The organism is Corynebacterium sp. MC3, assembly GCF_900099485.1.
Taxonomy (GTDB): domain Bacteria; phylum Actinomycetota; class Actinomycetes; order Mycobacteriales; family Mycobacteriaceae; genus Corynebacterium; species Corynebacterium pseudogenitalium.
Genome location: NZ_LT622816.1, coordinates 232,907 through 256,192, shown reverse-complemented (window position 1 = coordinate 256,192; position 23,286 = coordinate 232,907). Strand labels below are relative to the sequence as shown.

Annotated in this window: 20 protein-coding genes; 12 read left to right on the top strand and 8 right to left on the bottom strand. The window is 54.9% G+C overall.

Annotated elements, in window-relative coordinates:
• Nucleotides 1-30: 30 nt before the first annotated feature.
• The gene (locus BQ4436_RS10105; protein WP_070362345.1) at nucleotides 31-2,574 is read left to right on the top strand and encodes a DEAD/DEAH box helicase; all 2,544 of its coding nucleotides are present in this window, start codon (nucleotides 31-33) and stop codon (nucleotides 2,572-2,574) included.
• A gap of 35 nt (nucleotides 2,575-2,609) precedes the next feature.
• Here BQ4436_RS10105 and BQ4436_RS10100 read toward each other — a convergent pair whose 3' ends face one another.
• On the bottom strand, nucleotides 2,610-3,134 hold the full coding sequence (locus BQ4436_RS10100; RefSeq protein ID WP_070976764.1) for an alkylhydroperoxidase, AhpD family: 525 nt from the start codon (nucleotides 3,132-3,134) through the stop codon (nucleotides 2,610-2,612).
• An 84-nt stretch (nucleotides 3,135-3,218) separates the two neighbouring features.
• On the bottom strand, nucleotides 3,219-3,815 hold the full coding sequence (locus tag BQ4436_RS10095) for a peroxiredoxin (RefSeq protein WP_070362343.1): 597 nt from the start codon (nucleotides 3,813-3,815) through the stop codon (nucleotides 3,219-3,221).
• 136 nt (nucleotides 3,816-3,951) lie between these two features.
• Between BQ4436_RS10095 and BQ4436_RS10090 the strand changes: the two genes are divergently transcribed.
• Together BQ4436_RS10090 and hrpA are read left to right on the top strand one after the other, a co-directional pair.
• Complete coding sequence (locus BQ4436_RS10090; protein WP_070479000.1) at nucleotides 3,952-4,908, top strand: hydrogen peroxide-inducible genes activator; 957 nt, start codon at nucleotides 3,952-3,954, stop codon at nucleotides 4,906-4,908.
• A gap of 15 nt (nucleotides 4,909-4,923) precedes the next feature.
• Nucleotides 4,924-8,835 (top strand): ATP-dependent RNA helicase HrpA, encoded by a 3,912-nt coding sequence (gene hrpA / locus BQ4436_RS10085; RefSeq protein ID WP_070976762.1) that lies wholly within the window; start codon nucleotides 4,924-4,926, stop codon nucleotides 8,833-8,835.
• Nucleotides 8,836-8,848: 13 nt separating this feature from the next.
• On the opposite strand, the gene nrdR is transcribed toward hrpA, so the two are convergent.
• Nucleotides 8,849-9,310 (bottom strand): transcriptional regulator NrdR, encoded by a 462-nt coding sequence (gene nrdR / locus BQ4436_RS10080; RefSeq protein WP_070362341.1) that lies wholly within the window; start codon nucleotides 9,308-9,310, stop codon nucleotides 8,849-8,851.
• A gap of 49 nt (nucleotides 9,311-9,359) precedes the next feature.
• On the bottom strand, nucleotides 9,360-9,752 hold the full coding sequence (locus BQ4436_RS12065; protein WP_143000867.1) for a hypothetical protein: 393 nt from the start codon (nucleotides 9,750-9,752) through the stop codon (nucleotides 9,360-9,362).
• Between the two features lie 203 nt (nucleotides 9,753-9,955).
• Between BQ4436_RS12065 and lexA the strand changes: the two genes are divergently transcribed.
• The 5 genes from lexA to BQ4436_RS10050 all read left to right on the top strand — a co-directional run bounded on the left by lexA (nucleotide 9,956) and on the right by BQ4436_RS10050 (nucleotide 15,103).
• Complete coding sequence (lexA, locus tag BQ4436_RS10070; protein WP_070976759.1) at nucleotides 9,956-10,639, top strand: transcriptional repressor LexA; 684 nt, start codon at nucleotides 9,956-9,958, stop codon at nucleotides 10,637-10,639.
• 136 nt (nucleotides 10,640-10,775) lie between these two features.
• Nucleotides 10,776-11,561, top strand: a complete 786-nt coding sequence (locus tag BQ4436_RS10065) for a DeoR/GlpR family DNA-binding transcription regulator (RefSeq protein WP_070976756.1) — start codon at nucleotides 10,776-10,778, stop codon at nucleotides 11,559-11,561.
• Between the two features lie 159 nt (nucleotides 11,562-11,720).
• Nucleotides 11,721-12,689: a 1-phosphofructokinase family hexose kinase gene (locus BQ4436_RS10060; RefSeq protein ID WP_070976753.1), complete on the top strand. Its 969-nt coding sequence runs from the start codon at nucleotides 11,721-11,723 to the stop codon at nucleotides 12,687-12,689.
• Nucleotides 12,690-12,711: 22 nt separating this feature from the next.
• Nucleotides 12,712-14,766, top strand: a complete 2,055-nt coding sequence (locus tag BQ4436_RS10055; RefSeq protein ID WP_070976750.1) for a PTS fructose transporter subunit IIABC — start codon at nucleotides 12,712-12,714, stop codon at nucleotides 14,764-14,766.
• Nucleotides 14,767-14,833: 67 nt separating this feature from the next.
• Complete coding sequence (locus BQ4436_RS10050) at nucleotides 14,834-15,103, top strand: HPr family phosphocarrier protein (RefSeq protein WP_070363496.1); 270 nt, start codon at nucleotides 14,834-14,836, stop codon at nucleotides 15,101-15,103.
• A gap of 58 nt (nucleotides 15,104-15,161) precedes the next feature.
• Here BQ4436_RS10050 and BQ4436_RS10045 read toward each other — a convergent pair whose 3' ends face one another.
• Nucleotides 15,162-16,454 (bottom strand): uracil-xanthine permease family protein, encoded by a 1,293-nt coding sequence (locus BQ4436_RS10045; protein WP_070976748.1) that lies wholly within the window; start codon nucleotides 16,452-16,454, stop codon nucleotides 15,162-15,164.
• 62 nt (nucleotides 16,455-16,516) lie between these two features.
• Here BQ4436_RS10045 and nagB point away from each other — a divergent pair, with 62 nt between their 5' ends.
• Entirely contained in the window at nucleotides 16,517-17,278 is a 762-nt protein-coding gene (gene nagB / locus BQ4436_RS10040) for a glucosamine-6-phosphate deaminase (RefSeq protein WP_070362334.1), read from the top strand.
• A gap of 19 nt (nucleotides 17,279-17,297) precedes the next feature.
• Here the strand turns inward: nagB and hflX are convergent, their stop codons facing one another.
• Nucleotides 17,298-18,815, bottom strand: a complete 1,518-nt coding sequence (gene hflX / locus BQ4436_RS10035) for a GTPase HflX (protein WP_070362333.1) — start codon at nucleotides 18,813-18,815, stop codon at nucleotides 17,298-17,300.
• Between the two features lie 127 nt (nucleotides 18,816-18,942).
• Here hflX and BQ4436_RS10030 point away from each other — a divergent pair, with 127 nt between their 5' ends.
• A complete protein-coding gene (locus BQ4436_RS10030) occupies nucleotides 18,943-19,707 on the top strand; it encodes a hypothetical protein (RefSeq protein WP_070976745.1) in 765 nt (254 codons plus the stop codon).
• Nucleotides 19,708-19,723: 16 nt separating this feature from the next.
• On the top strand, nucleotides 19,724-20,227 hold the full coding sequence (locus tag BQ4436_RS10025) for a hypothetical protein (protein ID WP_070976743.1): 504 nt from the start codon (nucleotides 19,724-19,726) through the stop codon (nucleotides 20,225-20,227).
• On the opposite strand, the gene miaA is transcribed toward BQ4436_RS10025, so the two are convergent.
• Nucleotides 20,228-21,142, bottom strand: coding sequence for a tRNA (adenosine(37)-N6)-dimethylallyltransferase MiaA (gene miaA / locus BQ4436_RS10020; RefSeq protein ID WP_240492805.1), 915 nt, complete (start codon nucleotides 21,140-21,142; stop codon nucleotides 20,228-20,230).
• Nucleotides 21,139-21,462, bottom strand: coding sequence for a hypothetical protein (locus BQ4436_RS12700; RefSeq protein ID WP_320072698.1), 324 nt, complete (start codon nucleotides 21,460-21,462; stop codon nucleotides 21,139-21,141). Before BQ4436_RS12700 ends, miaA begins: the two co-directional genes overlap by 4 nt.
• Nucleotides 21,463-21,896: 434 nt before the next feature.
• Here BQ4436_RS12700 and BQ4436_RS10010 point away from each other — a divergent pair, with 434 nt between their 5' ends.
• Nucleotides 21,897-23,276 carry a DUF349 domain-containing protein gene (locus tag BQ4436_RS10010; RefSeq protein ID WP_369822077.1) on the top strand — a complete coding sequence of 460 codons (1,380 nt, stop codon included), beginning with the start codon at nucleotides 21,897-21,899 and terminating at the stop codon, nucleotides 23,274-23,276.
• Nucleotides 23,277-23,286 lie beyond the last annotated feature (10 nt).

Here is a 23,286-nt window from a genome sequence, read left to right as displayed (position 1 = left end):
TTCGCGACGAACTCGGCTACGGTAGTTGGCGTGACTCTTTCGACGTATTTGGCAGACCTTGACGACGTTCCAGCAGACCTTTTTGAAGAGGCCGTCTGGGACTCTTTCACTGCGTGGACACAGAGTCGTGGAATCTCGCTTTATGAAGCTCAGGAAGAAGCTTCGCTTGCGTTGCTTGCTGGGGATAATGTGATCCTGGCGACGCCAACCGGTTCGGGAAAGTCGATGGTGGCAAACGCTGCGCACTTCATTGCCATGGCTCGAGGGCAGCGCTCGTTTTATACTGCCCCAATTAAGGCGCTTGTGAGCGAAAAGTTCTTTGCACTGTGTGAGATCTTCGGAGCAGAAAACGTAGGGATGATGACCGGTGATGCCACAGTGAACAGCGGCGCCCCTATTATCGCAGCCACCGCTGAAATCGTCGCGAATATTGCGCTGCGAGAAGGTGAGCACGCGAAGATTCAGCAGGTCATCATGGATGAGTTTCACTACTATTCGGAGCCGGACCGCGGATGGGCATGGCAGGTGCCGCTACTGGAACTCCCCCAGGCCCAGTTCCTTTTGATGTCTGCCACGCTTGGAGAAACTGCCTGGATAGAAAAGGATCTCACCGAGCGCACTGGCCGCCCAACCACGTATGTTGGTGGGTCGGAGCGTCCCGTGCCACTCGATTTCAGTTACGTGTTCTCCCCCGTCCATGAGACGATCGAAGAACTACTGGCGGATAACAAAGCGCCGATCTACGTTGTGCACTTCTCACAACGCGAGGCAGCAGAGCGCGCGCAGGCACTGACCAGTATGAAAATCATCACCGCAGAGGAGAAGCAACGTATCGCCGAGGAGATCGGGAATTTTAGGTTCACGACTACCTTCGGTAAAACGTTGTCGAGGTTACTTCGAAAAGGCATTGGCATTCACCATGCCGGAATGCTGCCGAAGTATCGACGGCTCGTCGAAAAACTATCTCAAACAGGGCTTTTAAAGGTGATCTGCGGAACGGACACCCTCGGCGTCGGTATCAATGTGCCAATTCGTACTGTGCTGATTACCGGCCTGGCAAAGTATGACGGGACGAAACAACGCATCCTTAAATCGAGGGAGTTTCACCAAATCGCCGGCCGCGCGGGGCGAGCTGGGTACGACACCGAGGGCACGGTCGTCGTCGAAGCGCCAGAACACGAGATTGAGAATGCAAAGCTTCGGCGTCGCGTCGGCGACGATCCGAAGCGGCTTAAGAAGCTCAACAAGAAGTCAGCTCGTGATGGCGAAGTTACCTGGTCCGAAAAAACTTTCCAGCGCCTCACAACGGCAGAACCGGAGGAACTCACTAGCCAGTTCCAAGTATCGAATTCCATGTTGCTCAATGTTATTGCTCGCCCGGGTGACGGCTACGAGCACATGAAGCACTTGATTCGGAGCAACCATGACACACGCGCTAAGCAGAACCGTGACATTCTTACGGCAGTCGATCTGTTTCGCGGGCTCATCCAGGCTGACATTGTAGAACGCACTCCTGATTCTCCAGCGTATCGCCCCTATACTCTCACGCGAGAGCTGGACAGGGACTTTGCGCTCAACCAACCGCTTTCCCCGTTCGCGCTGGCATTTCTCACGGTGCTTGACCCCGAGTCTTCAACGTATTCGTTGGATGTAATCTCAGCGTTTGAGGCAATCTTGGATGACCCCCGTCAGGTGCTGCAAGCTCAGCAGTCAGCAGCTCGCGGCGAGGAGATCGCAGCTCTCAAGGCAGAGGGCGTCGACTACACGGAGCGCATGGCACTCATCGAAGATGTGACGTACCCTCAGCCGCTCGCGGAGGAACTGGAAGATGCATTTGAAACCTACTGCTCCAGTAACCCGTGGGCGAAAGAGTGGCAGCTTTCGCCAAAGTCGGTGGTACGCGACATGATCGAGCATGCGATGACGTTTTCGGATCTCATCGCAACCTACGGGCTATCCCGCTCTGAGGGTGTGGTGCTCCGCTACCTTACCGATGCGTGGCGCACCCTCTCCCACTCTGTGCCCGAGGCATACATGACTGAAGAGCTCGAAGATATCATCGTATGGCTAGGCGAACTGATCCGTCAGGTGGACTCGTCGCTCATTGACGAATGGGCGACGCTAGCTGATGACGACGCCCCAATCTCCCAGGACGTTCTCGACCGCGAGCTTGCATTCGGTGTTGAGGATCCTACGGCGCTCACAGCGAACCGCAGGGCGTTCAAAATCATGGTTCGCAACTACTTCTTTAGGCTTGTCGAACTGTTTGCGTTCGAAAAGGAAGAAGCCCTGGAGTCGATGCTTGAATATCTCGACCCCGATGTTCGGCCCGACTGGCCCTCGCTTCTCGACGACTACTTCGACGAGTACGACGATGTCATGATAGACGCAGATGCTCGCGGGCCAGAGTATTTCCGAGTTAAGGATGAAAGCTCGCGGCTCTGGGAAGTCGTACAGATCGTGAAAGATCCAGACGGGGACCGCAGCTTCCAATTCCACGGCGTCGTCGATCTCGATGCCTCTGATGAGGCGGGAGAAGTTCGGCTGAGGGACTTGGACGTTGTCCAGATGTAGTCCCTCAGCCGACTATCGTGCAGAAGACGTAACAGTTAGCGTGCGTCTTCTGCCACTACGGTCTGCGCAATGGCCTGGATAACAGCAGCAATCTTTACTGCCTCCCAGACCTGCTCCTTGGTCAGGCCCTCTTCGCGCACGACGTTGGAGTGTGCTACAGCGCAATGCTCGCAGCCATTGACAGCAGATACTGCGAGCGACCACAGCTCAAAGTCTGCCTTCTCGACGCCAGGCTTCGAGATGATGTTCATGCGAAGGCCAAACTTTACCTGTGCAAAGTCATCGCCGAGCCAGCCCTTTGCGCGGTAGGCAACGTTGTTCATTGCCATAACAGTTGCTGCGCCGAAAGCGGCATCGAGAGCCTCTTCGGACAGGTGCTCCTTGGCCTCGTCCGTAATCTCAGAGATCACGGTGGGGTTCTTTGTCGCTGCAGCGGAGGCAACGAGAGTGCCCCACAGCTGCTGCTCGTTCAGCTCTGTAGAGCGTGTCAAGGAGCCAAGGTTCAGCTTCTGGTCTTTTGCATATTCAGGCAAAGCGCTGCGCAGGTTATCGATCGACATATCTCTTTTCTCTTTCCTCTCTATTGTTTATTAATAAATCCCCGTCACTGAGTATTGAACTAGTGACGGGGACTCGGAGTTCATTTACTTCAGGGATTCCTGAACGACAGCCAACTTGTCGATATTCTTCGTTGGGTCGTTCTTCTGCCAGTCACAGGCGCAGACCTCTTCGGACTGGAGAGCATCCAAAACGCGAAGGACCTCTTCGACGTTACGGCCAACAGCATCCGGGGTGACAGACACGAACTGGATGACGCCGTCTGGGTCGATGATGAACGTTGCACGATCAGCGACGCCTGCCTCATTTTCAACGCCCAGTGCACGGATCAAGTCGTGGCGGACATCAGCAAACATTGGGAACGGAACGGTCTTCAGATCTGGGTGCGTTGCACGCCAGTTGAAGTGGGAGTACTCATTGTCAGTGGAGCCACCAAGGACCTGCGTATCGCGATCTTCGAACTCTTCGTTCAGCTTGCCGAACGCTGCGATCTCGGTTGGGCAGACGAACGTAAAGTCCTTCGGGTAGAAGAAAACGACCTTCCACTTACCCTCGTACTTTTCCAGGGATACATTCTCGAAGTAGTCCTCTGGGCTTGTTGCGTCGACCTCATGAAGGTCGCCACCCTTCAGCGCTACCAGATCGAACTCAGGGAAACGCTCGCCTACAGTCAGAATTGCCATAGCTTAACCTCCGAATGTGAGATGTCGTATATATACGGTCTTGGAATGCAATCGCTCGCACTCTGACAAACATTGTGCCAGAAACGTCGCGCAATTTCAACAGCAAAACCTATTGCAATGCCGTATGGTTATAAGAATGAACAATAAAGAATATAAACCAACCTTGGCCCAACTTCGTACGTTTGTGACCATCGCCGAGAATAGGCACTTCGGCACTGCTGCGAGCAAGCTCAACATTTCTCAACCGTCATTATCCCAGGCATTGGTCGCGCTAGAGACCGGTTTAGGGATTCAACTTATCGAGCGATCCACCCGAAAGGTCATCGTCACTCCAACTGGGGAGGCGCTCCTCCCCTATGCGAAAGCAACGCTTGAAGCAGCCGATGCTTTTGTTGCACATGCCCGCGGTGCACATGGGGTCCTTTCCGGGCCTCTCAATATCGGCATCATCCCCACCATCGCACCGTATATCCTGCCCACCCTTTTACAACTGATTCAGAGCGAGTTCCCCGATTTAACTCCTCGAATCATCGAAGAGCCCACCAAACACCTACTCGCTAAATTGCGCGACGGCAACGTCGATGTGGCGCTGCTAGCCCTTCCTACGCACGCGCCTGGAGTCAGTGAACTGGAACTCTATGACGAAGACTTCATCGTCGTAACGAATGAGAAACACAAGTTGTCTGGGCTCCAAAACCTTACCCTCGATGTCCTGGAAGAACTCGATTTGCTTCTTCTCGACGACGGCCACTGCCTGCGCGACCAAATAGTTGATCTTTGCAAGAACGTTCAAACCACGCCCTCAAATTCAAGCCAATCAGATACACGGGCTGCGTCACTGACTACCATCATGCAGCTGGTTGTTGCTGGCCTTGGATCAACCCTCGTTCCCAAGTCAGCTATTGCAGCTGAGTGCACACGTCCTGGTTTGGGGCTTTCTACCTTCCAGAAGAGTGTCGACGCGAAGCGTACAATTGGACTGGCCTACCGCTCTTCTTCTTCCCGCATCCATGAGTTTGAGGAACTTGGAGCGTTGTGTAGAAAGGCGTACAAAGAGGTAGCGAAAACCAGTGATGCGATTCTGTCCCGCTAAACTGGGACGCTAGTTATGAAGAACCAGGAACAAACACCTAAGAAAGAACTCTTCCGCCAACTAGACAACGTGGAACTACGCGACGTCCGACGTCTTCGCCGTCGCATTCGACAGGCCAAGAACGGCAAGGAACTTAACAAAGTTGAAGAGGCAATTGCCCGAAGCTTGCACGTAGTTCGGGCGCGGGATGAACTCATTCCGAACATCGAGTACCCAGATGCACTCCCGGTTTCTCAACGCAAGAATGACATCTTAGAAGCTGTCGCGAACCACCAAGTGACTGTTATTGCTGGTGAAACTGGATCCGGCAAGACCACCCAGATTCCTAAGATGCTGCTCGAGCTCGGCCGCGGTCGACGAGGACGTATAGCGCATACTCAGCCGCGCCGTCTCGCTGCTAGAACTGTCGCTGAACGCATAGCAGACGAATTAGGTCAGAGCATTGGAGAATCGGTCGGCTACGCCATTCGCTTCGACGACAAGGTCAGCACCACTACCTCAGTGAAGCTCATGACAGACGGAATTCTCCTTACGGAGATTCAGCGTGATCGGTTCCTCAACGCGTACGACACCATCATTATCGATGAGGCGCACGAGCGTTCCCTGAACATCGACTTTTTGCTTGGATACGTCAAGGAGCTTCTCCCCAAACGCCCCGACCTGAAGGTCATCATCACGTCCGCCACCATTGACGTCGAACGCTTCGCGCAGCACTTCTGTGACGAAGAAGGCAACCCCGCCCCGATTATTGAGGTTTCAGGTCGTACCTACCCGGTTGAGGTGCGCTACCGTCCGCTCGTCGAAAATGCCGGCGATCGTGAAATTGATATTGACATGATTGACGGTGTTATCAACGCCATCAAGGAGTTGATGGCAGAAGGCGACGGTGACATCCTCTGCTTTTTCGCCTCAGAACGTGACATCCGTGACTGCATGGAAGCAATTGAAAAGCAGCATTGGAAGAATGTTGAAGTCGCGCCACTTTTCGGACGCCTTTCGAACGCAGAACAGCACCGCGTCTTCTCCCCACATAGCGGGCGTAGGATCGTCCTCTCTACGAACATCGCCGAAACTTCGCTCACAGTGCCGGGAATTCACTACGTTGTGGACACTGGCCTCGCTCGCATTTCACGGTATTCAACGCGGACTAAAGTACAGCGTCTTCCGATTGAGGAAATATCCCAAGCCTCAGCAAACCAGCGCTCGGGCCGTTGTGGACGTGTTGCTGACGGTATCGCTATCCGCTTGTACTCGGAAGAGAACTTTAATTCACGCCCGGAATTTACTGACCCTGAAATATTGCGGACCAACTTGGCAAGTGTGATCCTGCAAATGATTTCTCTCAATCTCGGCGACATGCGGCACTTTCCATTCGTGGAATCCCCAGACGACAAAGCTATTCGCGATGGCCTTACGCTCTTGTACGAGCTCGGTGCAATCAAAGCAATACCAAAGGGTGAACTTCCAAAACTCACGAAAATTGGCCATACGCTTGCGAAAATCCCAGTCGACCCCAAGATGGCTCGCATGCTCGTCGAGGCCGAACGCTACCGGGTGTTGGAGGATGTCACCGCAGTTGTCGCCCATATGTCGATTCAAGACGTGCGCGAACGCCCCCTGGAATTTCAGGCACAAGCAGACCAAGCCCATGCACGCTTCAAAGACAAGACATCCGACTTTCTTTCAGCGCTCAAGCTCTGGGATTACGTCGGAGGTCTCCGTGAAGAGCTTTCAGGCAATCAGTTCAGAAAGCGCATGAAGCGTGAGTATTTGCACTATATGCGAATTCGTGAATGGCACGACCTCGTTCGTCAGCTCCGCGACGTCGAACGTCGACTGGGCTGGGACGTCGACAAAGCAATGACAATGACAACGAAACGTGACGCTGACTCGATTCATCGAGCATTGCTCACTGGCTTACTTTCGAATATCGGTGCTCGCGACGGAAACAGCAAGGAATACCAAGGTGCTCGTGGTACCCGTTTCCTGATTTTCCCAGGGTCATCGCTGGCCAAGACCCCACCAGAGTTTTTGATGGCAAGCGAGCTTGTAGAAACCTCGCGGCTTTGGGCCAGAGACGTGGCAAAAGTAGAATCCTCATGGATCGAGCACGCGGCAGGATCACTCCTGAAACATGTCTATTCAGAACCGTTCTGGTCACGGAAACGCGCATGCGCAATGGTCCATCAAAAATCGTTATTGTACGGCATCCCTATCGTGCGAGACCGACTTATCCCCTACCACCGCGTTGATCCTACGGCTGCGCGCGAGATGTTTATTCGTCACGCACTCATTGACGGCGATTGGACGAGGACTCATAGGTTTCTCGAACACAACAGCTTGTTGCTAAGCGAAGCCGCAGAAGTTGAAGAAAAGCTACGGCGTAGGGGCATCGTCGTTGACGAAGACACTCTATTCGATTTCTACGACGTGAAACTGCCGGATTCAGTCACAACAGCGAACAATTTTGACAGTTGGTGGAAGAAGCAACAGCAGCTCGATCCCGGATATCTTCACTTTGATCCAAGTAAACTCGTTGACGATTCTGCCCAGACTATCTCTGCAGAAGACTTTCCAATGTCATGGTCACAAGGGTCGATGCGGTTCGATGTGTCGTACAAATTCGAGCCTGGAACCGCCTACGACGGCGTTACCATCGCAATTCCCCTGCCTCTACTGGCCAGCGTTGAATCAGTCGGATTTGACTGGCTTGTACCTGGGCTACGTAAAGAGTTGCTGACTGAACTCATTCGTTCACTGCCGAAACCACTACGCAAGGGCGTCGTCCCCGCTCCAGACTTCGCTGACCGTGCACTTGAGCGTATGACGTTCGATCCACGCACGTCGGTTACCGAAGCACTGGCTCAGGCCCTCACTGAATTGGGTGCCAGCGGCATTAGCGGGCATGATTTCCGCACGCACCTGCTGCCACCGCACTTGCTCATAACGTTTGCAGTCATTGATAAACGTGGGAAGATTGTCGACTCAGACAAGAGTCTCCTTGCTTTGAAGAAGCGTCGGGCCACACAGATTCGTTCTTCAGTCGCGAAAGCAAGCCGCCACTCTGAAACTGCCGAAGTTCCTGTATGGACCGAAGACACACTCGGCGATATTCCCGAAAGTACGACCACAACCATTGATGGCAACAAAGTCGAGGCCTATCCTGCGCTCGAGGTGACTCCCAAAGGCGTTCGCGTTGCTGTGCATCCAACCCGGGCGAGTGCTGATGCATCAATGATGACGGCAACGCTCACGTTGCTGCTGCGGGCAATCGAGGTTTCCGATACTCAGATGACGAAGGGACTGCCACTACAGCAACGTGTCGCTGTTGATAGGTATCCACATGGCGGGGCTTCCGGCCTTGTCGAAGACGCTCGCGTTGCAGCAATCCGCGACGCGATGATTCAAGCCGGCGGCCCTGTGAGGTCACCTGCTGATTTCGACGCACTATGTGCGAAAATTAAACCGACTATTCCGGGAGCTGTCCGACGATCAATTGTATCGATCGCGCCAGGTCTCGCTGCATACTCAGATTTGATGCAAGAGCTCAAGAATTGGTCTGGTCCTGCGATTGACGATATTCGGGAGCAACTAGCATTCATGCTGCCCGCGAACGCTATCACGGTTCATGGCATGCAACACCTACAGCACCTCCCCCGTTACATAGAGGCAATCCAGATACGGCTTGAGCATCTAGAAGCGGAACCGGAACGTGACGAAGAGCGGCAGGCTGAAGTAGCAAATGCTAAGGCTTACCTAGAGCGACGATTGGAACAGCTCCCTGCCCAACGCAGGAAGACACGCGCATACAAGGACGTGATGTGGCGAATTCAGGAGCTGCGAGTGAGTTTGTTTGCACAACACCTTGGCACCCAAAAGCCTGTGAGCGTGCGTCGTATTGAAAAAATGGTCGATAAACTTCGCTAGTGAGCCTCGGACTTTATTCCAGTCCCTCTCGCTCGCGTCGTTTCATCAAGCGGATTTCCGACTGAAAATCTTCGGCGCTTTCAAAAGACTTGTACACCGAGGCAAATCGCAGGTACGCAACTTCGTCCAGTGTGCGAAGCGGTTCCAATACCGCCAGTCCAATGTCATTTGCCGCAACTTGAGAACTTCCTTGGGCCCGAACCGTCTCCTCTACTTGCTGCGCTAGCCGCTTCAATGCGTCGTCGCTAACGTTCCTGCCTTGACAAGCACGCCGAACACCAACGATCAACTTTTCCTTGTCGAACGGTTCAGTTACTCCATTGCGCTTCACAACGGTCAGCACGGCCTTCTCGATCGTTGTGAATCGGCCCCCGCACGATGTGCACTCTCGCCGCCGCCGGATAGCAGAGCCCCCGTCTACAACACGAGAATCTGTAACTCGCGATTGTTCGTGATGACAAAACGGACAGTACATCTACACCCCACTTTCTCGGAGAACAGTTATCACCCCCTACATTAGCGGGTTAACGTTGCGCTGCAGAAGCGACTTCATAGCTATGAGCAACGTTCGAATCGTCCCGCGACACCGAGTCCCACTCGCTATTACCGAAATCGCCCGAGATAAGTACAGCGACGAACATAGTTACCCCAAGAAGGGCTCCCATTAGAACGTTTGCTCGCTGCTCTTGAGGCTCGGCGGAAGAATAAACGGTTGGCTCGGGAGCATCTGCAGCCGCCCAGCGGCAACGAAAGTTCTGGTTGATAACCTGCTCGTGGCGTGACGGCTCACCCCCTCGATCACCCCGCATGGGTACAAAATCCCACACTTCAGCTGGCATTGAAGACCGTGGTGCAAGTGGAGCTCCCGCCATATCAGCACGAGTAGAAATTATTTTCGCCTGGTCAATGATGCTCATAAAATGCCCCTTACTTCATTTCGCGAATTCGAAGGTTTCTCATCTCACGCGAAACATTTTTAGCGTATTTGTTCGATTTAACTTCTATGTTCGATTTATACCATCTCATATCAGATCCCCACAACCCCCCAACTATCGAACATATTTGCCCTCTTTGATATATTCTGTACAGAAGACACTATCGAGACTCAATGTGAGGACCCATGGCACGCAAGAACACAACCAGTGAAAAGTTCGATATGAGCGTACTTTCAGACAGACAAAAGCGAATCCTTCAAGTCATTCGCGACGCCGTCGTATTACGTGGCTATCCACCAAGCATTCGAGAGATCGGCGACGCCGCAGGACTCCAATCAACTTCTTCTGTCGCCTACCAGCTGAAGGAGCTCGAAAAGAAAGGGTTCCTTCGCCGTGACCCAAACAAGCCACGAGCCGTAGACCTCCGCCACCTGCCAGAATCTATGGGAGGTTCGGTTACACCGAAAGACGATGCGGACATTGATGGAACTTCTCCAGCACGGATGATCCCTGTCCTCGGCCAAATCGCCGCTGGAACTCCGATCCTGGCAGAGGAAAACATTGAACACTACTACCCCCTGCCGGAAGAACTACTCGATAGCGGCGACCTCTTCATGCTTCAGGTGGTTGGAGAATCAATGCGCGATGCAGGCATTCTCAATGGTGACTGGGTAGTCATCCGCTCACAACATGTTGCCGAAGAGGGCGAGTTCGTAGCAGCGCTAATTGACGGGGAGGCAACTGTCAAGGAGTTTCATAAGGACTCTTCCGGAGTATGGCTCATTCCTCATAACGATGCCTTTTCTCCGATACAAGGCAACGACGCCGAGATTATGGGCAAAGTGGTCTCTGTTTTCCGGACCCTGTAGCCATTTTTCGCCATTTCGCCCCCAACCGGGGGCTATCAAACACATGTAAAAGCATTCGGGCGCACGGTTTTGCAACAATAGGGGCAACCTAATTTTTGAACCCTGCTGATTCGTGGTTGCCCCACGGAGGAGTTGTATGTACGCCGAAGAGAGAAGAAGGCAGATCGCGTCACTTACCGCAGTCGAAGGACGCGTGAATGTTACGGAGCTGGCCGAACGGTTTGATGTAACAGCCGAGACCATCAGGCGGGACTTGGCAATTCTCCATAATGAAGGAATTGTCCACCGCGTTCACGGCGGAGCCGTCGCTAGCCAATCATTTCTCACCACAGAGTTTTCTCTTGATGCCCGGTTCCGGTCGGCACCGACCGCCAAATCGGCGATCGCGCGCGCTGCGACACAGTTTCTCCCAGAGGATCCTGGCGCTGGCATCTTTCTCGACACCGGCACCACCATCAATGGACTGGCCGATCTTATTGCCGCAGCAGGAAAAACACAACATTGGTCTATAGTTACGAACTCCCTCCCGATCGCGCTAGACCTATCATCCTGCGGGCTTACAGACGTTCAGCTCCTCGGGGGGACAGTCCGTGCAATCACCCAAGCTGTTGTAGGCGATACGGCATTACGCACTCTCGCGCTTATGCGTGCAGATGTTGCTTTTATTGGCACGAATGCCTTGACTATTGACCACGGCCTCTCTACCGCCGACGCCCAAGAGGCTGCGGTCAAATCTTCAATGGTCACCAATGCACGCAAGGTAGTTGTGCTCTGCGACTCCACGAAGCTCGGCAATGATTATCTAGTTAGCTTTGCGCCGCTAGACGCAATTGACGTCGTTGTTACCGACACAGACGCACCAGAGAGCTTTGTCAGCGAATTGCGGGAGCGTGGAATCAAGGTCGTCCTTGCCGAAGAGTGAAACAAAAGGAATCAAATGCCCGATTGTGCCCGTTCTATTGCATTAACGGACATAATCGGGCATTATGGCTTTAGTAGCGCTTTTCGATACTGCAGCTGCACAACAGACTTTCGGTAGGCGCTACCCCACAGAGCACCAATTACTCTAAGGATGCGCCACATGATTCTGACGTTCACTCCGAATCCAAGTACAGATGCAACGCTTTCTGTAGCAACGTTGCGTCGCGGCGAAGTCGCCCGTGCCATTACCGCTACGCGAGAAGCTGGCGGAAAAGGCGTCAACGTGGCCCACGCCGTAGCGAAGGCTGGAAGAGCGGCACTCGCTGTAGTTCCCTGCGGGGAAAGCGACCCTTTCAAGTTCGCTGCTAACCGACTCGGTTTTCCTTTTGTTTTCATCCCGGTTGAGGGCAATATCCGTACCAATACTGCGATTACTGAATCCGACGGTACGACTACCAAAACCAATGAGCCTGGCCCTCAATACACCATTGATGTCCAGCAGGGGTTCCTCGACGCGCTTGATTCGCATAGCAGCGAATGTAAGGCCGTCGTCATGGCAGGGTCGCTGCCAAGTGGAGCCCCGGCGGATCTCTACGCAACGTTGACCCGAGAAATCCGATTGAGGCTCGCCGAAGACGTACTGGTGGCCGTCGACACATCAGACGAACCCCTGGTAAAGCTGGGAGATCAGCTTGAATCTGCAGCCCCCGATATCCTGAAACCCAACGCTTTTGAATTAGCGCAATTGGTGGGAGCCGATGGGCATGTACTAGAGACTAGCGCTTCAGCCGGAGACTACTCCGAGGTTGTTCAGGCAGCGAAACGCTTGATTCAGCGAGGGGCTAAAGAAATTCTCGTCACCCTCGGTGGCGCAGGTGCTTGCCTGGTCACCGCAGACTCTGCCTGGGCAGCAACGCCCCCACCGACTGTTGTGAAATCTACCGTTGGAGCAGGCGACAGCTCACTTGCTGGATATGTTATGGCTCGCACTCAACGCCTGCCGTTGGACCAGTGCCTCCAAACCGCGGTCGCCTATGGCTCTGCTGCAGCAGGCCTACCAGGTACCGGGATTCCAAGCCCTGACGACATCAACTTGGAACAAACCCAAGTCGTAGAAATCGATTCATAATTTAAGAGAACAGGAGTCCACCATGAGTGACAACATCATCACTCCACAACTCGTTAGTCTCGATGTGGACTACGGGTCGACGCCAAGAGAGGTCATCGAACACCTCGCGCAGCAAGCCCAGGACGCAAGCCGAGCAAGCGACAGCTTGAAGCTAGCCGACGCAGCTTACGCCCGTGAGCAGAAAGCTGGCACCGGTGTGAATGGCCGTGTTGCAATCCCCCACTGCCGCACCGAAGCAGTCGAAACCCCAACGTTGGTTTTTGCCAGGTTACAGCGGCCCGTTGACTTCTCGGGGCCAGATGGAGACGCAGAGCTTGTATTTTTGATCGCTGCTCCTGAAGGCGGCGGTAAGGCGCATTTGAAGATCCTTTCCAAGCTCGCACGTGCCTTGGTACGCGGCGACTTCGTAACTCAGCTCCGCGAGGCAAAGGATGAGCAAACGGTCGTCAACGCGGTGCTGGACGTCGTCAACGCTGCTCCTAAGAAGAAAACTGCCGCAGCACCTACTCCCGCTGCGACGGGCAAGACCGATGGCGTGAAAAAGTTTAGGATTGCAGCTGTTACATCGTGCGCGACCGGCATTGCCCACACATACATGGCAGCCGACGCTCTGACACAAGCTGCGCAGGCTCGCGATGATGTCGAGTTTCAGGTGGAGCCGCAAGGTTCTTCCGGCGGCGATCCTCTGGATCAGGCCTACATCGACAGTGCTGACGCCGTAATCTTCGCCCATGATGTTGCTGTGCGTAACAAAGCACGTTTTGCAGGCAAGCCGGTCGTTGATAGTCCAGTAAAGCGTGGCATCAACGAGCCAAACAAGATGATCGACGAGGCCATTGCCGCTGCAAACGATCCGAATGCACCAAGAGTCACCACGGCGGGATCGGAGCAGCGAGAAGACTCCGCTTCCTCTGGTGAAAGCTGGCCAAAGAAGATCCAGCAAGCTGTAATGACCGGTGTGTCGTACATGGTGCCTTTCGTTGCAGCAGGCGGCCTGCTCCTCGCGCTTGGTTTCCTCTTCGGCGGATACGACATGGCGAATGGCTGGCAGTCCCTCGTCACGAACTTCTCCCCGACCCACCTGCCTGGACATACAATCGATGTCGACGGTGAAATGATGACGTTCCGCCGTTCCGGCTGGCTTCTGTATCTCGGTGCTGTCATGTTCGCGACAGGCCAGATGGGCATGGGCTTCGTTGTTGCGGCGCTCTCCGGCTACATCGGGTATGGCCTTGCAGGACGTCCAGGTATCGCGCCAGGATTTATCGGCGGTGCTATCTCCGTCATGGTTGGCGCAGGTTTTATCGGCGGCCTTGTCACAGGTCTGCTGGCTGGTTTGATCGCATACTGGATCCAGACATGGAAGGTTCCGCGCTGGCTCGGGTCCCTGATGCCAGTGGTCATCATCCCGCTGCTGACTTCCCTTGCTATCGGCCTCATCATGTTCTTACTGTTGGGGCGTCCGCTTGAGTCTCTCATGCTGGGACTGCAGGGCTGGCTTGAGTCGATGAGCGGATCCTCTGCGGTCCTGCTCGGCGTCATCATCGGGCTCATGATGTGCTTTGACCTAGGTGGCCCAGTCAACAAGGCGGCGTACCTCTTCGGAACCGCTGGTCTGTCTGCGGGAACGGAGGCAAGCTTCCAAATTATGGCGGCTGTAATGATTGCTGGCATGGTTCCCCCGATCGCACTGTCAATCGCGACGTTCCTCCGCAAAGGATTGTTTACCCCGGCGGAGCAAGAGAACGGCAAATCCGCATGGCTCCTCGGACTGTCGTTTGTCAGCGAGGGCGCAATCCCGTTTGCTGCAGCTGACCCGTTCCGCGTTATCCCTTCGATGATGCTCGGTGGCGCCACTGCTGGCGCGGTCAGCATGGCACTCAATGTTGGTGTGCAGGCTCCACACGGTGGTCTCTTCGTGCTCTTTGCCTACGAGCCTTGGTGGGGACTGTTCGTCGCGCTCATTGCAGGCGTGGCGGTCGCAACTGTAGCGGTCATCGTCGCTAAGCAGTTCTGGCCAAACGAGGAGATCCAGAAGGTCGCTGCCCAAGCAGAACCTGCAGCGGTGGCGAACTAAGGACACAGGCCCCTAAACTGAATACAGAAACTCGATAGATACTTTCAAAGCAGAAAGGATGAAGCACATGGCTTCAAAGACAGTTAAAGTCGGATCCACCGTTGGACTGCACGCACGTCCAGCAACCATTATTTCTGACGCCGCCGGTGAATACGATGACGAGGTCATCCTGACCCTTGTCGGTGACGAGGACGAGGAAGAGACGGATGCTGCTTCCTCGTTGATGATCATGGCAATGGGCGCCGAGTTCGGTGATGAGGTCACCGTTACCTCTGACAACAGTGAGGCAGTTGAAAAGATTGCCGCATTGATCGAGAAGAACCTCGACGAAGAGTAAATCCCACAACAAAAGCCCGGGCGCTACATCTGAGCGCTCGGGCTTTTGCTTGTTCGAGCTATTTTCGAGATGCAGCGTTGAACTGCCCCTCACCCACTGTGTTGTAAATCCACTTCAACAGAGGATAGAACACGATGATGCCGACCGACCCCAGGGCAATGCCCTCAAGCGTCACCTGACCGACAGTGAACGACAGGTTGCCGATACCAACAATGAGTGCCACAGCCGCAACTGTTAGGTTCACCGGGTTCGTGAAATCTACCTTGTTATCCTGCCAAATACGTACACCAAGCATTCCAATCAGGCCGTAAAGAACCAGGCACGCTCCGCCCAGCACACCGGCTGGGATTGTGAAGATGACTGCGCCGAACTTCGGGATGAACGCCAAAACGATCGCGAAACACGATGCGACCCAATACGCAGCCGTCGAGTAAACCTTGGTAGCAGCCATCACGCCAATGTTCTCCGCATAAGTCGTTGTACCAGAGCCGCCAAAGCCACCAGCCAATGTCGTCGCGATACCGTCACCGATCAACGCCCTGCCTTGGTATGGGTCCAGGTCGCGTTGCGTCATCTCAGAAACTGCCTTGACATGACCAATATTCTCCGCGATCAGCACGACGATGACAGGAAGCGTCACCAAAACCGCTGAGAGGTGGAACTCTGGCGTATGGAACTGCGGCAAGCCGATCCAAGGACTAGCGCCAATTGTGTCCAGTGCATCATCCGATAACCCGCCAGTGAGCGCCGCAAACACCCAGCCGACGATGACGCCGATCAGAATGCTCAGACGAGACAGCATTCCCCTCGCAGCGACAGTCAGCAGAGCAATCGTGCCGAGCGTGACAAACGCGACCCCGGGCTGAGTTTCCACATTAGAAACGGCAGTCGGCGCAAGATTGAAACCGATCAACGCGACGATGGCACCAGTGACCGTGGGAGGCATGACGGCGTCGATAACTTTCTTGCCTGCAAGTTGAACAACAAAGCCAACTGCAATCAACGTCAGACCCGTGATGAGTACCCCGCCCAACTGAGAGCCGATTCCGTACTGGGACGACGCAGACAGCGGCGCGATGAAAGCGAATGACGAGCCAAGGTAGCTAGGCAGTTTATTACGGGTAATCAGCAAAAAGATGATGGTTCCCAGTCCTGAAAACAGCAGCGTTGTGTTTACAGGGAATCCCGTCAACGTTGGAACGAGAAGTGTGGCTCCGAACATTGCTACGACATGCTGCATGCCGATGCCAATTGTTCGAGGCCAAGAAAGGCGTTCATCAGGGGCGACCACCGCGCCGGGCAGAACGCGGCGCCCGTCGCCATGCAAGGTCCATCCAATAGTTTTACTCACAGGCTCATATTATGTCGCTAGATAATTGCCGAAAGCGAATTGGGCAAAGTAGCGTAATACGCATGGAGATTTTCATTCGCCGCACGGCAGACGAAATTGGCGATTTCGCTGCAAACATGATTGAACCATTCGTCAAGCAAGGTGCAACGCTTGGTCTTGCTACTGGCTCGACACCGAGTCCAACGTATCAGGCACTAATCCGAAAGCACCGCGAGGAAGGCCTCAGCTTCGCCGACTGTGACGCATTCTTGCTCGACGAATACTACGGAATCGATCAACACCACGAGCAGTCATACTGGTCCACAATCCGACGCGAGCTGACGGCATCAATCGATATCGATGACGCGGCCGTGCACTCGCTTAGCAGCTCAGCGGCCGATCCGGAGCAAGAGGCTGCGACGTATGAGTCCATGATGAAAGACGCCGGTGGTGTCGACATTCAGCTGCTCGGCATCGGCGCGAACGGCCATATCGCTTTCAACGAGCCGACCAGCTCGCTGAGTTCCCGGACCCGACTGATTGATCTACGCCCGCGGACCATTGCTGACAACGCACGCTTCTTCGAGTCAGAAGATGAAGTGCCTCGCCAGGCAATGACACAGGGCATCGGCACCATCTTGGAAGCGAAGAAGATCCTCCTCATCGCTACCGGTGCAGCGAAGGCCGAGGCTGTCCAAGCAATGATCGAAGGGCCCTTGAGCTCTTTCTGCCCTGCCTCATCGCTGCAAATGCACAACGATGTGTGCATATTACTCGACGAAGCCGCAGCATCCGGCCTCGGCGATGTGGAGTTCTACAAGGAGATCGACGCCTACTGGCGTTAATTCACCACTCCAGCAGTCTCTAGTAGACCTGCTGGACAAACTCGTCATACTGGCGCGCCAGAACTCGTGGCAAGCGGACATCGATCCTGGTGCCGTCGGTTTCATATTCTTCGGAGCGAATCGTCCCGTGTTCATGGACGAGTGAGACAACATCTCCTCGGGTGTAGGGGATCAGCATGACTACATGCTCATCGAGCGTGTTCAGGAACATCTCGATTTTTCCCTCGAGTTCAGCAATACCCTCACCCGTGAGCGCTGAGACAAACACCGCTTCCCGACCGGTCGCGTCAAACACGTGGCGTAACTCTGCCAAAACCACAGGGTCAGCGGAGTCAATCTTGTTGACGACCACAATCTCCGGAGGCAATTCGGAATCTTTATCTCGCGTGATCTCTGCCAGCACCTCGCTCACGGCAGCAATCTGCTTGAGTGGGAACTCGTCTGCTCCATCAACGACGTGTAGCAAAAGGTCTGCATTGCTCACTTCCTCCAGCGTCGACTTAAACGCCTCGACCAACTGGGTCGGCAGGTGCCGAACGAAACCAACTGTGTCCGTCAAAACGACGTTTCGCCCATCGGCCAGCGTTGCGCGTCTCGTGGATGGGTCAAGCGTTGCAAACAATGCGTCTTCCACAAGCACGCCGGCGTCCGTCATTGCGTTAATGAGTGAGGACTTCCCTGCGTTCGTGTATCCGGCAATCGCAATCTTGGGTGTCGTCGAGCTCTGCCTCTTCGCGCGCTTAATCTGACGAACAGTCTCCATGTCTGCTAATTGATGACGCAGCTTTGCCATCTCTGAGCGCAACCTTCGCCGGTCTGCCTCAATTCTGGTTTCACCAGGACCGCGCAAACCAACGCCGCCATTCGAACCCGCACGACCACCGGCCTGGCGCGAAAGGTTGCCGCCCCAACCACGGGTACGGGTGTAGAGATACTCCATCTGCGCGAGGCTAACTTGTGCTTTGCCCTCCTTGCTCTTTGCGTGTTGAGCAAAGATATCCAGAATGAGCATCGTTCGGTCGATCACTTTAGAGTTGAGGGCTTCCTCTAGCGCCACCATTTGACCAGGGGATAGCTCACCGTCGAATACGACGGTGTCCACTCCACTGGCGTCGACAATCTCGCGCAGCTCTTTCACCTTTCCGGAACCAATGTATGTCCCTGGATCCGGCTTATCTCGTTTTTGATAGAGCATGTCAATAACTTCAGCGCCTGCGGTTTCGGTCAGTGCTGCCAATTCCCGCATGTTTGCTTCCATTTCGGCAGTGGAACCTTCAGTCCATGCTCCAACAAGGATGACGCGCTCGAGCCGCAGTTTACGGTACTCGACTTCGTAGATGTCTTCCCGGTCTTCGTTGCGCAGCTCTGTCGTGGTGTTTACGCGACGAAACGAGTTTCGTTCCTCTAGGTCGAGTGCGCCCTGTGTTGGCGTCGATAGGTCTGTTCCCGAGGTTTCGGTGCGCGTCTGTGCGTTATGGCGAAACGCTTCATCCAGCAACGCCTCATGCGAATCAGGAGTGGTTGATTTCGAATTCATGCAAGCTTTCAAAAATAGTGGGTATACGTAACTTTTTTCGCTTTCTTCCTTGCTCAACGGTAGCCCACCCATTTTTCTTCCACCACATTTCTTCACCTCAGAGCGCATTCGACTAGGCTTCACATTTATGAACCAACAACCTCTGACTGAAAACAAGGATCTGGCAGCGATCGGCCTGAGCTTTCCTAAGTGGCAAGACGCGGTAGAAGCTGCAATCGCATCCGGTCGCCTCGGTGTTATCGGTGAGGTACGTGGCGGCCAAATGGTCCAATACCAGGACCACTCTGGTGCGCAGCTGAATATCTTGGCAGTTGAGCCTTTCGCCACCTTTGCCGGCTTTGAGGGCATCACACGCACAAACGCGCACATCACCCCGGCAACCGATGTGGTTGCGCTTGCTGAGGTTGTGGATCCACATGGGAATCCAATCGGATCTCTGACGCTAAACCTGGCGCAGGAGCCATTGATCGTCGATGAGCCCACAATCCAGTGGCAAGAGCTCAGCGTGACCGCCCTTGCACTCGATGTGAGCACGTACGAATCCACCTCTGCTTATCTTGAGGAGCACCCTGGTAGCACGGTTGGCACAGTCATTTCTGCAGGAGCCGAAGCGATTGCAACTGGGGCAGCCTCCTCCCCCGATGCAAAAGCCACTTTTTCCGCACGCGTGCTGGAAGCTGAATACCGCACGTCGGAGTTGACGGGTGACCGCTTCATTCATGTTTCAGTCGACGGGGCGTTTCCATTCGACGTTTGCTTACCTGATGGCGATCTCCCCCAACGCGACCAAGTCATCGCAGGCAACGCCGTCATGGTCGGTACCATCCCGGTGCCTACAGGTGGCGGATGTGGTGGTTGTGGTGGCTCCTGCGGTTGCGGTGGCGGCTGCTAGGAACTAGGCACTACTCATGGATCCAGCACGTCGTGATCTTTCCATAGCACTGTGGGGCGCCCTGATCTTCGCCGTCATGGTGCTGCTTGTGCTGCTCCTCAAGACTCCTGGCGCCATCATCGCCGGGCTGATTGGTGTCACGGCGCTTTTGACCCGCAGGCGTTTTATTCCTAACCCGGAAGTAGAGTCGCTTCTGATTGCGTGCGATGACATCCGCGACATCGTTGAAGCATTTGATAACTTGCAACATGGTAGCTCGACGCAGGCGTTGGCCGACCGCACGCTTCATTTTCCCGCGCTTGCGAACACCGATCTTTCTGTACCAGAAATCAGCGAATTTCATCTCAAGTACAGTGCGGCACAGCGCTTTCTCGCGCGCGTTGACACCTACTTGCAGTCACCGGACTTGGAACGCGTCCACCTTGAAAAACTCATTCGAATTGCGGACGAGCGCGCCCTCGAGCTTGAGGACGCCTGGGTGGCTGCCCGTAACGCTGCTCGAGAAATTGGTCCGTCGTAATCAACCAAGCTGTGCTACTAGTTCCGCAACGTCATAGTTCGCCGCGTCAATCCAAGTGATTCGTTTGTCGCGCCTAAACCAGGATTTCTGACGCCGCACATAGCGCCGCGTTCGCAGTTTGGTGTCCTCGCAGGCTTCGTCGATGGTGAGGTGGCCGTCGATAACTCCAAGTCCTTGGGCGTATCCGATAGCCCTGCCAGCAGTCGAATCCTTCGCTAATCCCTGGCCCACCAACCGATGAATCTCATCGATGAGCCCCTGCTCGAACATCGCATCAGTACGCTGCGCAATCCGCGGGTTGAGCCACTCTGGGGTTGTCTCCAGCCCAATCATGCGCGTACCCCAGCGTGTAGGGGCGTTTTTGGGGGGTTGAGATGCCTGAAAAGGCTTACCAGTAAGCTCAATGACTTCGAGTGCACGCACTGTGCGCCGGGGGTCACGGTCTTCAATTATCGACGCCGCCACAGGGTCAACTGCAGCTAGCTGCGCATGAAGGCGATCTATTCCGATTTCCTTCAATAGAGACTCGTAGCGCCCGCGGACTTCGGGGTCGGTTGGCGGGAACTGCCAAGCGTCGACAAGTGACTGCATGTACAGCATGGACCCACCAACGAGAATCGGCAGCTTTCCTCGATTGGAGATCTCCTCAACGGTCTCCACCGCTCGTTGCTGATACTCTGCGACACTGGCGGTTTTCGTAACCTCCCAGATATCAAGCAGGTGGTGCGGTATTCCTTGTCGCTCCGCGAGAGGTAATTTGGCAGTGCCGATATCCATCCCGCGGTAAAGCTGCATCGAGTCAACGTTGACAATCTCACCATCGAGTTCGTGCGCAAGCGCGAGACTCAGCGAGGACTTACCTGAAGCCGTCGGGCCGACGATTGCTACTGGTTGGTGTCCGATCTCCTTGTTCACTGCTCTACCTCCCAGTAAGCAACATACCGACCAACGCCCAACGTGTCGTCTACGTCTACGAGTGTGGCCTTCGTTGGCTGCAGTGTTTGTAGCTCAAGCCAAATATCTGGTTCCAGTACTCCTGCGTCTCGCATTTCCTGCTCACGGATCAGGGAGCTTTGCTTTCCTGACAACAAAGCCTGGAGTTTGTCGTTCGTATCAGCAGCCGCAGGGATTAACGCTAGCGGGGCGCGAGTTGTCAGCCCTGCAGGTCCATCGACTACCAACACTGTGAGCACTGAAGGATCTAACGGCAACAGGTGCTCACGACTCTCACGCACCGTAGCCCCGTGAAGGCAGTATCTGGCGACAAGTTCGCCTAATACGTGCCCACCTCCTACTTCGACGTGTGGTGCTCCCCAGGCAGCAAACGAGCCAGCAAGGTGCGTTGCCCATCTCCTGTCGTGGCTGCACACAATGTCAATAGTTTTCGTCAGTTTTCCGGCTGTCTCTCTAATTGAGTTCAGCAAACGCTGCGACGGTTCGTCAGCAGGTGCGAGTTCTCGCACGAGAGCTGGCGAACCAGGCATGACAAGTAGGCAGGCACGGGCTTCATTCACCTCGCCCACCATAGTGGGGTTTTCTCGGAGTTGAAACCATGACACATGACGCATGTTCGTCTGCAACACGCTAGAGTTATGAAGACGAGAATGCCGTCGATTATGTATCTCGGCGCCGTGACGCGCGGCACAGCTATTTGTGAAAGGACTGTTTCATGACTTCCTCGACTCCAAAGCCACAGCCACCAGCTGGACGTCCGAACCCGGCTGCCATGCCGAAGCAAACGCCGAAGCCCGGACCTCGTCCAGGTGCGGCACAGTCTGTTCCTTCACAGCGGGTTGTTCCACTCGCGCATGCTCAGTCGTCATCAGCGAACACTGATCCGTCGAAGTTCGGGCGCGTCGATGATGCCGGCAATGTTTTTGTCACCCGTGACGGCGTTGAGCGTCAGATCGCATCTTGGCAGGCCGGGTCTCCCGAGGAAGGACTTCGCCACTACGGGCAGCGTTTCGACGACCTCATCGTCGAAACTGAAGTCCTGGAGGCGCGACTCACTGCACACCCAGAGGACGCACACACTCTGCATCGCAGCGTGACTGAGCTGAAAGACTCGCTGAAAGACGTCGCCGCAATTGGCGACTTCGCAGCGCTCGAGGCACGCCTAGAAGAATTACTGCGCAAAACAGAGGTTGCGGAACACGAAGCAAAGGAACTCAAGCAGACCCGACGGGCTAACGCAATTGCCAAAAAGGAAAGTCTAGCGGCCGAGGCTGAGGAGATCGCCGAGAAGTCTACGGACTGGAAGGCTGCCGGGGACAGGATTCGAGCGATCCTCGAAGAATGGAAGACGATCCGCGGTATCGATCGCACAACCGACGACGCGCTCTGGAAGCGCTACTCGCGTGCACGCGATGCCTTCAATCGCCGTCGTGGGGCTCACTTCGCTGAGCTCGATAGGAATCGCGCAACGGCTCGTCGTATCAAGGAGGATATCATCGCCCGCGCGCAGGCAATCCAGGACTCAACGGATTGGAACGCCACCGCCCGTGCCTACCGCTCTCTGATGGATGAGTGGAAAGCAGCCGGACGCGCCCCACGTGGCGTCGACGATGAGCTGTGGGCACAGTTCCGCGCTGCTCAGGATCACTTCTTCGCCGCCCGCAACGCCGTAAACGCGGAGCGCGACCGCGAATTTGAAGCAAATGCTGCAGCTAAGGACGCACTTATAGATGAGTACGATGCGCTCATCACTCCAGAGAAGGGTCTAGGTGCGGCACGTGCCAAGCTGCGTGAGCTCCAGGAGAAGTGGGACGAAATTGGATTTGTGCCTCGCAACAAGGTCCGTACGTACGAAGACAAGATTGCTCGGCTGGAACAGCGCGTAGCGGATGCAGAGGAATCACGATGGCGCAAAGCAGACCCTGAGGCACAAGCGCGGGTGAATCAGTTCCAGGAGAAAGCTGATCACTTCCTGCAGCAGGCTCAGGAAGCTGAGGCAGCCGGGAATTCCTCCAAGGCGGCGAAGCTCCGTGAACAGGCTGAGCAGTGGCAGGAGTTTGCCAACGTCGCAGCGAAGGCCGTCGACGAGCAGTAGTGCTATATCC

What these genes read in the sequence shown, in the direction of transcription:
- BQ4436_RS10100 (WP_070976764.1), bottom strand. Translation starts at nt 3,134, where the DNA reads ATGTCGATCGATAACCTGCGCAGCGCTTTGCCTGAATATGCAAAAGAC.
- BQ4436_RS10025 (WP_070976743.1), top strand. Translation starts at nt 19,724, where the DNA reads ATGGATCCAGCACGTCGTGATCTTTCCATAGCACTGTGGGGCGCCCTG.
- BQ4436_RS10095 (WP_070362343.1), bottom strand. Translation starts at nt 3,815, where the DNA reads ATGGCAATTCTGACTGTAGGCGAGCGTTTCCCTGAGTTCGATCTGGTA.
- BQ4436_RS10090 (WP_070479000.1), top strand. Translation starts at nt 3,952, where the DNA reads ATGAACAATAAAGAATATAAACCAACCTTGGCCCAACTTCGTACGTTT.
- BQ4436_RS10065 (WP_070976756.1), top strand. Translation starts at nt 10,776, where the DNA reads ATGTACGCCGAAGAGAGAAGAAGGCAGATCGCGTCACTTACCGCAGTC.
- BQ4436_RS10055 (WP_070976750.1), top strand. Translation starts at nt 12,712, where the DNA reads ATGAGTGACAACATCATCACTCCACAACTCGTTAGTCTCGATGTGGAC.
- nagB (WP_070362334.1), top strand. Translation starts at nt 16,517, where the DNA reads ATGGAGATTTTCATTCGCCGCACGGCAGACGAAATTGGCGATTTCGCT.
- BQ4436_RS10050 (WP_070363496.1), top strand. Translation starts at nt 14,834, where the DNA reads ATGGCTTCAAAGACAGTTAAAGTCGGATCCACCGTTGGACTGCACGCA.
- lexA (WP_070976759.1), top strand. Translation starts at nt 9,956, where the DNA reads ATGGCACGCAAGAACACAACCAGTGAAAAGTTCGATATGAGCGTACTT.
- BQ4436_RS10060 (WP_070976753.1), top strand. Translation starts at nt 11,721, where the DNA reads ATGATTCTGACGTTCACTCCGAATCCAAGTACAGATGCAACGCTTTCT.
- BQ4436_RS10030 (WP_070976745.1), top strand. Translation starts at nt 18,943, where the DNA reads ATGAACCAACAACCTCTGACTGAAAACAAGGATCTGGCAGCGATCGGC.
- hflX (WP_070362333.1), bottom strand. Translation starts at nt 18,815, where the DNA reads ATGAATTCGAAATCAACCACTCCTGATTCGCATGAGGCGTTGCTGGAT.
- BQ4436_RS12065 (WP_143000867.1), bottom strand. Translation starts at nt 9,752, where the DNA reads ATGAGCATCATTGACCAGGCGAAAATAATTTCTACTCGTGCTGATATG.
- nrdR (WP_070362341.1), bottom strand. Translation starts at nt 9,310, where the DNA reads ATGTACTGTCCGTTTTGTCATCACGAACAATCGCGAGTTACAGATTCT.
- hrpA (WP_070976762.1), top strand. Translation starts at nt 4,924, where the DNA reads ATGAAGAACCAGGAACAAACACCTAAGAAAGAACTCTTCCGCCAACTA.
- BQ4436_RS10010 (WP_369822077.1), top strand. Translation starts at nt 21,897, where the DNA reads ATGACTTCCTCGACTCCAAAGCCACAGCCACCAGCTGGACGTCCGAAC.